Below are 8,920 nucleotides of genomic sequence, written 5' to 3' on the forward strand. Positions count from 1 at the left end.
CAGCGGGTGCGGTCCTGCCAGTCGCCGCGCTCGTCCTTGTAGGGATAGCTGGCGGCGATGGTGACGCGGAGCGTCGTGCCGACTTTCTTGAGTTGTCCGACGCGACCGATGATGTGGAATTCCGCGCACTGGCTCATGGTTCTCTCCTGTCTTTCTCTCGAGGTCGTCCGGCTCCATCCGGCGTTCCCCTCGGTGACGCCGAAACAGACCGGTCGAGAGACGGCGCAGAACCCGCCAAGCGTGCATCGCGGCGTCAGCGATTTTGCCGCGCGAGGAATTCGCCCGCAGGGCGAAGGGGAAAATCGGCGAGCGCCGCGCGCTTGGCGGGCCGACGCTTGCGGAGGACCGTGCGATCGGGGCGATTTTGTTCCGCGAGGAGGCCGCTTGCGGCCGGGGAAAATCGTTTCGATCCACGGTTGACGCGCCGGCTGACCGGTCTAGGCGTCTCCAAACCGAGGGGACGGCCGGATGGAGCGGCGCCCTGTTCTTGAGTTGACTGGAGGGACTTTGACTTGATGCGGGATGACCGTTCAGCGTCGCCGGGCGTGTCGAGGATTGGCGTGACGTCCTGCGCCGCCGCCGCACAGCCGCTCCCGTTCAGGCGTGATCTGGCGGATGGCGAACAGCGCTGCGGAATGAGGACCGACGTTCATCCTGCGCTGGCTGGATCGGGCAGGGGCTTTCGGAAAGGCGGACGACCCGTTTCGCGTGACCTCCTGGCGTCGAGCGGATGAAGCGCGGGGAGGCGGGCGCTCGCTCGGGGCATGTGATCCTGTGTTTTGGCGTTCGCGCCGTTTCATTCGAGATTCGAACAAAGATGAAAGGGGTCATGAGCCATGGGCCAGCGGATGCCGGAACCTAACTTTGATCCGTTCCAGAATTTCAGCGATCGGCGCGTGATTGCGAGCGTGCTCTGGCGACGGGATGAGATCGTCGGGATTGTCGTCGTGAGACGTCGCGACGGATGGACTGCGATATTGGCGTTGCCCGACGAGGCGCATCGCCGGCTGGCGTGTGGCGTGAGCCGGCAAACCGTGTTGAGGCTTTGGGAGAAGCTGCGCATGGCGGTGCAATGGGGGCTACGCGACGTGCAGTTCGAGGAATGCCGCGAGTTCTGCATCGGCGACCATGGCGGCGAACCGGCCTTGTGCGGCAACCTGCGCGGCTTTGGCGGCGAGTTCATCGCGGTCGATATCGGAGAGTTCGAGGCGCCCGACCTCAAGCGGCTCCATTGATGGTCAGGCGTGGGCCGCGACGCGACAAAGCGCTTTGGCGTGAATCGTCGCGGCAAGCACACGAAACCTGTTCACAAACAATGTCTTGCCGCTTGCGCGGCGGTGCGATCCGCGCTAAATGTTCAGTGTTTGTTCAGGAGACTGAAGATGCAAAACGAATTGAAGCCCATGAATTCCAATATCATCCGTTTTCCCATCGAGCGGGTCGCGACGCCGACGACGGACGTCTTGCGCGCGTTGGCTCCGGACGCACGCCAGGTCAGCCTGGTGGCGGAAGCTTTCGGAATCGACGAGCCGGACTGGATCATTCGCGATCGGGCGGACGCCGAGATGTGGGCGAACGTGGCGACGCGGACGGACTTGCCGGCGGACGCGGCTCGTAGGCGGGCTGCGCTGGAGGCGATGTTGAAGCCGTTCGTCAAGGAGGCGGCCCGGCTGTGCCGGAAGTCGCGCGAGGACGCCCGGCGTTCGGATGAGGCGGCTGGCAAGCTGCTGGCGGCCCGTAATGAGGGCGGCTATTGGCTCGATGCGCTTGAAGATGCCTTGACATCGCGGACGTATGCTTGGGCGAGCGGCTTGATCGAGGCCTATGAGGCTTGCCAAGAGGCGTTCGGGGCGGAGCGCGCCATCGGCATCGCCATTCGCGGCGAGAGGTGGGCGCCGGTCGATCATGACAAGGACGTCGAGGTCCTGCTTCTGGCTGCTGCGCGCTGACGAAGCGCGGCCGTGTCGCACGCAGGTTCGGCCGTGGGCGCGTTATGCGATCGAAGCCCGAAGGGCGGAGACCGCGCGACAGCGTGGGCTCCGTTCACGAGAGCGCGGCGCAAGCTTGCTTGCGCAACGCCCAAACTCTTTGGTCATACACACCGGCTCTTCGCGGCGGGAAGCGGACCATTGGCGGTCGCGCCGTGAATGACCGCTGCTGCGGATTGCAGCGGACAAGCCATGCCAGCGTGCCGCGCCTTTCGTATTTATTTATCGTCCACAATTTATATTCTGGGGTGCAAACGCGCCCGCCGGAGCGTCGATCCGCCTGACGGGGTAAACACTCTTCTTAAAGCGAAAACTTACCGGACAGACAGGCATAGCAGAAGGTCATGATTGCTGAACTCTTCGATTTTATCGTATCGGACGCACCATTCGCGGGCATGCTTGTCCCGATAATCCTGTTCTGCTGCGGTCTGTTCGCCGGGACAAAAATCAACCCCGCCTTCGGATTGCTGATTCTCGGGGGAACCTATGTCGTCGATTTCGCGATCTCGAACTCGATCGTCGTTTCAGGCGGCCTCGACATGGACCGCTTTCCTATGAACATCGAGGCAATCGCTTACGGTGTCATCGGACTGGGCTGGATGATCAGCGGCACCATCAGCGCCATTAATCGCGACAACGCCGCAATAGACCGCGCCGAAGAAGAACGCTTATAGGCACCCAAGACTTTGACAGCGTTGCTTCGAATGTTGCCAGCAAGGCGTGAATGACTGCTTGGGGTCGCCACTTAGTCGTCCGCAAGCGACACTGGGAAGGTCTTCTTTGAGCCGGATGCGGCGGTTGTCGGCATGCTGGTTGTTGTCGCCCAGCCAGGCCTGCCGGCGTTCGGCGACGAAGTCCCTGCGCCTTCGGGCCGCCTGCGGGAGCGCGCCGCGCCCCGCCTTCCGAAGGCCCAGAACGCACGGCAGGCTCATAGACCTCAATCGAAACGAGGGCGGCGGCTTCGCCTCGGGAAAAACGATGCGCGAGCTTGCTCGCGCGCATTGCTGGGATGCCTCGCGCGATTGCTGATCGAGCAAGAAAAAGCCCGGCGTCCTGTTGGCGTCCGGGCGAGATGAGAGGGAAGGGGCGTGCGGGAGCCCCGGAGGGCTCCCGCTGGGACCGGCTCAGAGAGCGTCGAGCTGGGTCTTGAGGGCGCGCTGTTCGAGCGGCTGGCTTTCGGCCGGGGCGCGGTAGGGCTTCCACTCTTCGCCGGTGATGTCCTTGTAGGCGTCGACCGCGCCGTGGGCGGCGGCGAGGAGGGCGAAGGCCTGGAGGCCCATTTCGGCGGCGAACTCGGCGGCGCGGCGGGCCTTGTTTTCGAACCCGACCGGAGCCTCGTCCTCCTGGCCGCCTTCGTGGGTGCGGGTCGCGAGCGCGCGGGCGTCCGAGACCTTGTCCGAGTAGAACGATCCCGCGCCGACCGCGGAGGAGACCAGGGCGCCGACGACGCGCTGGAAGTGCAGGGCGGTGGCCTTTTCGTTGAGGGCTCCGTCGAAGCCGTCCCGCATGGAGAGGAGGGCGAGGGAGTGCTGGTCCCGGATGTTTTCGTAGTCCGGGCAGAAGAGGCCGAAGTTTTCGGCGATGCGCTCGGCTTTGCCCTGGTCGGGGCACAAGAGCTTGGCGCGCTCGAAAGTGATGGCGGCCTTGGGCTGCTTGGCGGAGGTGGCGGACTGGGCGGGAGCCTTGCGATTGTTAGCCATTTTCGTCGATCCTTCTGGGCGCCGGGGGCCGTTGACCCTGTGTCAACGCGTTCCCCTCGGTGACGCCGAGAGAGACCGGCCAAAGGCGGCGCAGAACCCGCCAAGCGTGCATCGCGGCGTCGGCGATTTTGCTTCGCGAGGAATTCGCCCGCAGGGCGAAGGGGAAAATCGGCGAGCGCCGCGCGCTTTGCGGGCCGACGCTTGCGGAGGACCGTGCGATCGGGGCGATTTTGTTCCGCGAGGAGGCCGCTTTGCGGTCGGGGAAAATCGTTTCGATCCACGGTTGACGCGCCGACTGGCCGGTCTAGGCGTCACTCAAACCGAGGGGATTGCGTTTGACACGGGGCAATGGCCCTTTCGCTGGCGGCCAGATGAAGGGATCGGCGAATGGCTATTTCAATCGCATTGGAAAGGCTTCCGCTGTCCGCGCCCTCCCTGCCGAGCCTGCCTGGGCCGGGTCATCACGTTGAGACGGCCGAGCCTGGGCCTGTTCCCGACCGGGGCATGACGACGCTGATCGCCGGACTTCGAACGGCTCGCCACCCTGGACGAAGAACGCCGGGACCGGCGCGCCCCGCCTGGACATCGTGAGGGAAAAGCGGCTCGGCGCCCTCGATGAAAAGGCGGCGACACCACATGCGCCACTCGCATCGTCGCCCTTGGTCGAATCTGTGGTTGGCTGCGTCTGCCGTTATTTGGACGAAGTCGGCGCCGGCGCGACGAACGGCGGCCTGCCCCTTTCGAAGGCGGCGGAGGCGGGCGCTTCCGCCGGGACGAACGCAGCAAGGCGCGACTTGCGGCGATCGCCATGCCGAATGTGGCCCCCGGCATCAATCCGACCGCCCCCGCCTCGGCTGCGATCGTGAGCCACAAGGGAAACAAACCGGGAGAGAGGCAACCACGGCGTCCTGCGAGGGGAGACGGCTCGCGCACAGCGCGTCTTCGAGACGTGTGATCGCCTTTGAGGATGCAGGCCAAGTGGGAGCCCTCCGGGGCTTCCGCCGCCTTGACCAGGAGACATGAGCACTGGCTGACGAGGGACGCAGGCGGCTGTCTTTGGCGAGATCGGTGACGCGCCAGGCGAAGCCGCCGCTGAGTTGAGGCAGCAAGTGACCAGAACTGGCCGTGGGGGCGTTATGCGATCGAAGCCCGAAGGGCGGAGACCGTGGAGCGCAGCGGAGGGGACTCCGTTCACGAGAGCGCGGCGTCTCGCGCGCTGACGCGCGAGGCGCCACGCCCGTAAAATCCTTGTCGTTCGAGGCAGACAGACGCAAATTCTTGGACACTTGCGCTGTTCGTCGCTCGCAATATCGGTACCTTGCGCTACGGCAGCGGGCGCGCGTCTCGCCACCATCGACATGAGCACGGACCGACGAACGCCCAGCAATTTTTGGGTTATTGCCGACGCTTAATGCAAGAATTTCAGCATTGTAAAGATTGCGCCGAGCATCACGAGATTGAATCCGAACGTCCAGCGGAGAACATCGTTTTTGACGGCCGCGATTTCCTGTCGCACGGAGGAGATTTCCTGCCTGACGCCAGCGATGTCCTGCTTGAGCTCGTGCTTGACGCCGGCGATTTCCTGCCTGACGCCGGCAATATCCTGTTTAAGTTCATGTTTGACGGCGACAATTTCCTGTTGCAGCTCGTTCTTGAAGTCAGAAATCTCCCTTTGGAGCTCATTCTTGACGTCGGTGAGATCGCGCTTGGTGGCGACGCTCTCGGCGAAAGCGGTTTCGAGCGCTTCCGCATGAGCTCGCGCCTGGTCCGGCGTGAAGCCGCCGCGGGTGAGGCGGTCGATATAGGGCAAGGGATTGAACAGGACTTGGGCTACCATGGGCGTGATCCTATCATAAGTTGGAGACGAGGGCATCTGGCCGCGCCTCTTCAGGTTGGAGGGATGGCCAAATTGAGCGGCTTCACTCGTCCGAAACTTCATCGACGGTGATGCAGTGAGCGCCTCGTTCTTCAAGGAAGATCACGAGCTGGTTCTTGGACGTCTCGTCGCCGACATGCGTTTCGGTGTGGTCCAGCCCGTCCATTCCGATGAAGTTGAGTTCGTAAGTCATGGGCTTGTTCTTTCATGACCGATCAGCGAGTTCTTTCAATATATCGCCGTGACACAGCTTCGGAGCGCAGAAACACACGAGATTTCGGCCTTTGAGTTCGTGAATGTCCGCGAGCAGTTTGTCGTTCGCCGTGATCATGCAACGATATTTTCTCACCACTTCGTTCCGGTCGCCGTCTTTCCCGATGACGAATGGATTGCCCCACTTGCCGCCCCGGCCGATGTAGGTGTCGTTTGGGGTCTTGATGTGTGTGTGTTTGTTCACGACTGCTGTCATTTTCGCCTCCTCTGATCGCCGGGCGGGTCAACGCGCTCTGCTCGGCGACGCCGATTGAGACCGGCTGAGAGACGGCGCAGAACCCGCGCTTGCGCGGGCCGACGCGGGCGGAGGACCGCAGGCGCGGCGATTTTGTTCCGCGAGGAATTCGCCCGGCAGGGCGAAGGGGAAAATCGTCGAGCGCCAAGGTTGGCGCGGCGTCTGGCCGGTCTATGGCGTCCGCCGAAGCGAGCGGAGCGCGATGACCCGCGACGGTTGTCCGATTTCGCCAATTTCTCTCGTTTCCATGCAATCGGCTGTTCGGCTTACGAGAGCATGCTCGGTCAGCAAGTCGGCTCGGGCCAGTGCGTGGCCTTGGCGCAGGCGACGTCGAATGTGGGCCATACCTCGACGTGGGTTCCTGGTACGCAAGTGCAGGGGAACACAGATATCGCGCCGGGCACGGTCATCGCGACATTTGGCGCCGACGGCGCCTACACCAATACGGTTGGGCAAAGTCACACTGCGATCTACCTTGGGCAGAACGCTCAGGGCATTCAGGTCATGGATCAATGGGCGAACGCGCCTGCCAGGTATCGCACTATCAATTGGACGACGAGCAATTCGTATGAAAGCGGGAGTAAATTCTATGTTGTTTCGCACTAACCTCCTCTTGGCTTTGCTTGGCGTCTGTTTTGTTGGGCAGACGGCAGAAGCGGCGTCTTTGTGCAAGCCTGATATTATCGGAGTCGATGTGATTGAAGGGAAGAGCAATCCACCGGCATTCATGGTTCCGGACGATGAAAAGTATAAGGATGGAGGCTCCTTTCCCGAGAAGCTGATCCGCCAGGGTTGGCATAACTTGCGCGCTGCCCATCGGCCACTGACGCTGGTGTGCCGTTACAAGGGACGTCCGAACGAGGCGTTCAAGCTGCCGGATGTCACGGATTCGTGCGAACTGACCTACAACGGCGGCCTGGTGTTCCAGTGCAAGCAGTGACGTCAGCCGTGTGATCAAGATTGAGGCCGGAGACACAAGCCTCCGGCCCTTGCTTTGCGAGACTAGCGGCTGCGGTTCAGGAGCGATGAAACGCCGCGTCAAGATTTTCCACGATGGCTTTCAGACGCTCTGTCCTTGCAATGATCCTGTCTCGATCCGAGTCGAGGTCTTCGATTCGTTCGACAAGGGCTGCGATTTCGATCTTAAGATCTTGCTTCATCTCTACAAGTTTTCCGGAGCGCTCCAATTCATCAATTTTAGCCGGCGATAAAGACGGCGGCATGTCGTCAACGCGCGCTAAACTGCGAACAATTGTTTGGTATTTCGTCACTGCGGCCTGATCGTAGGCGTGTTGCAGAACGGCGATGATCTCATTGTTGATTGAACGCTCGTTGGATTTCGCAGCTTCGGCGATACGGTCGCGAAGGCTCTTGGGGAGGCAGAGCATGAATTTGTCTTCATCGCGGACATGAGTGTTTTTTCTCATAGCGCCTCGTCTCCTGGCTGCTGCTGTCATGGTAGCAAAGCGGTAGGAGCCACGTGCGCGAATACAAACCGCGTCATTTCGTCAGAAAAGCAACCCGCGAGGCCAGGGCGAAGCCCGCTCGCCCGCGCCCACAACCGCCGGTCGCCCGTCCTTGCAGCATTCCCTGTCGAGCGCCAGTCTCGAAGGCGTGCATTGCGAACTTCGGCGGCCGCGACCGGAATGGAAAAGCCCCGCTTGTTCTTTTTCTGTTCTCATGCGAGATAGGAGGCATGCTCAAGCCGCCTCTCGACGCTCCGTTGTCCCTGTTGCACGGCTATTGGCTGGAGACGCGCTGTCGCTGCAAGCTCTCGTACACGCCGATGGCGAAACTTTCAGAACGGGTAGGAGCTTCAACGCGGCTCGGCGAAGTGTTGTCCCGATTGAAATGCGAGAATTGCGGCGAACGGCCGTCAGAACTGGCGCTTGTCGATGATCCGGCGGCAGGGGCCAGCGGCGTTCCGTTTGGGCGCGAGCAGATGCGAGTCCCTTTGACGTAGCGCGCGCGGGCCGAGGCTCCTGCTGGTGTTCAATGGCAGACATAGACGAACAACCAGACAGCCGGATTTGCGATGAAGGTCCAGAACATTGCAATCGCGAGTCTTTTGACAAACGGCTCATTGTCCGGTGTTTCCGGGGCGCGGCGCAGCCGATTGATCGGGCGGTTTTGGCGCGCGTCGAGCAATGTCGCGGAGCGTTCGAGCGAGGACATCAGATCTCACGATCTTCCGGCGCGCGCGGGTCCTTCAAGGCGGCCGCCGCCCGTTTCAGCAAGGCCGCGACGTCCTTGTCGCAAATGGTGTCGGAGTTCATTGGACGCGTCGTCCTCAGTGGATATGGGCCAGAATCTTATTCTGAAGGCGTCGGGCGCGAACGCGCAGGCGGCGCGCCCTGACGGCCCTTGGCCGCCTGTCGTCGGCGAGGATGGCTCGGGTCCGGGCGATCACCGCATCGGCTTCCGCGAGGATGTCTGCGACCGGAGCCGTGCGGAGGCGTTCGTCGTCGCGGGCTTCGGTGAGGAGATCATCCTTGAACTCATCGAAAATGGCGCGCTCGGTTTCGTAGGCGTCGGATCCTTCTTCGTAACCGAACGACGGGTCGAGGCTGTCGCTGGCGGCGTCAAAGTGGACGAGGACATAGCTCGGGTCGTCGGCCCGATGGCCAAACTCGAATTCGTCCGGATCGGCGCCGACAAGGGCGGCGCGGTCGATTGGGCTGCGCACGAAGATTTCGTACCAGCGGCCGTCGCCGTCGCCTTCGGCGGTCGTGATGTGGAAAGTCTTGGTGCGCGCGGCTTTGGCCGCAGCGTCATCGTCTTCAAGCTGCAGGTCGCACATGGGGCGCGTCTTTCGATTTGAGGGAGGCCAGATAAGCGGCTTCGCCGC

General features: G+C 62.2%; 12 protein-coding genes. 6 read left to right on the top strand and 6 right to left on the bottom strand.

What is annotated here, in order from left to right:
- The first annotated feature begins 836 nt into the window (after positions 1-836).
- The 3 genes from CFB24_RS21800 (at position 837) to CFB24_RS21810 (ending at position 2,662) form a co-directional block, all read left to right on the top strand.
- Positions 837-1,235, top strand: coding sequence for a hypothetical protein (locus tag CFB24_RS21800; RefSeq protein ID WP_088522720.1), 399 nt, complete (start codon positions 837-839; stop codon positions 1,233-1,235).
- Between the two features lie 9 nt (positions 1,236-1,244).
- Positions 1,245-1,949 (top strand): hypothetical protein, encoded by a 705-nt coding sequence (locus CFB24_RS21805; protein ID WP_141098571.1) that lies wholly within the window; start codon positions 1,245-1,247, stop codon positions 1,947-1,949.
- A 383-nt stretch (positions 1,950-2,332) separates the two neighbouring features.
- A complete protein-coding gene (locus tag CFB24_RS21810; protein WP_141098572.1) occupies positions 2,333-2,662 on the top strand; it encodes a hypothetical protein in 330 nt (109 codons plus the stop codon).
- A gap of 450 nt (positions 2,663-3,112) precedes the next feature.
- Here CFB24_RS21810 and CFB24_RS21815 read toward each other — a convergent pair whose 3' ends face one another.
- From CFB24_RS21815 to CFB24_RS21825, 4 genes are all read right to left on the bottom strand, one after another.
- Positions 3,113-3,688, bottom strand: coding sequence for a hypothetical protein (locus CFB24_RS21815; protein WP_088522723.1), 576 nt, complete (start codon positions 3,686-3,688; stop codon positions 3,113-3,115).
- Between the two features lie 1,408 nt (positions 3,689-5,096).
- Positions 5,097-5,660, bottom strand: coding sequence for a coiled-coil domain-containing protein (locus tag CFB24_RS21820; protein ID WP_158255343.1), 564 nt, complete (start codon positions 5,658-5,660; stop codon positions 5,097-5,099).
- A complete protein-coding gene (locus CFB24_RS23315; RefSeq protein WP_158255344.1) occupies positions 5,608-5,757 on the bottom strand; it encodes a hypothetical protein in 150 nt (49 codons plus the stop codon). The genes CFB24_RS21820 and CFB24_RS23315 overlap by 53 nt, the downstream gene beginning before the upstream one ends.
- A 12-nt stretch (positions 5,758-5,769) precedes the next feature.
- The gene (locus CFB24_RS21825) at positions 5,770-6,033 is read right to left on the bottom strand and encodes a DUF4326 domain-containing protein (protein WP_088522725.1); all 264 of its coding nucleotides are present in this window, start codon (positions 6,031-6,033) and stop codon (positions 5,770-5,772) included.
- A gap of 132 nt (positions 6,034-6,165) precedes the next feature.
- Between CFB24_RS21825 and CFB24_RS23845 the strand changes: the two genes are divergently transcribed.
- Positions 6,166-6,678: a BPSL0067 family protein gene (locus tag CFB24_RS23845; protein WP_244593342.1), complete on the top strand. Its 513-nt coding sequence runs from the start codon at positions 6,166-6,168 to the stop codon at positions 6,676-6,678.
- Positions 6,662-7,012, top strand: a complete 351-nt coding sequence (locus CFB24_RS22880) for an STY0301 family protein (RefSeq protein WP_141098573.1) — start codon at positions 6,662-6,664, stop codon at positions 7,010-7,012. The genes CFB24_RS23845 and CFB24_RS22880 overlap by 17 nt, the downstream gene beginning before the upstream one ends.
- A 76-nt stretch (positions 7,013-7,088) precedes the next feature.
- Here CFB24_RS22880 and CFB24_RS21840 read toward each other — a convergent pair whose 3' ends face one another.
- On the bottom strand, positions 7,089-7,499 hold the full coding sequence (locus CFB24_RS21840; protein WP_158255345.1) for an Arc family DNA-binding protein: 411 nt from the start codon (positions 7,497-7,499) through the stop codon (positions 7,089-7,091).
- A 565-nt stretch (positions 7,500-8,064) separates the two neighbouring features.
- Complete coding sequence (locus CFB24_RS21845; protein WP_088522728.1) at positions 8,065-8,247, bottom strand: hypothetical protein; 183 nt, start codon at positions 8,245-8,247, stop codon at positions 8,065-8,067.
- A 100-nt stretch (positions 8,248-8,347) separates the two neighbouring features.
- Here CFB24_RS21845 and CFB24_RS23470 point away from each other — a divergent pair, with 100 nt between their 5' ends.
- Positions 8,348-8,893: a hypothetical protein gene (locus CFB24_RS23470; RefSeq protein ID WP_141098574.1), complete on the top strand. Its 546-nt coding sequence runs from the start codon at positions 8,348-8,350 to the stop codon at positions 8,891-8,893.
- Positions 8,894-8,920: the final 27 nt, after the last annotated feature.

Source organism: Rhodoblastus acidophilus, from assembly GCF_900187365.1.
GTDB classification, from domain to species: domain Bacteria; phylum Pseudomonadota; class Alphaproteobacteria; order Rhizobiales; family Beijerinckiaceae; genus Rhodoblastus; species Rhodoblastus acidophilus.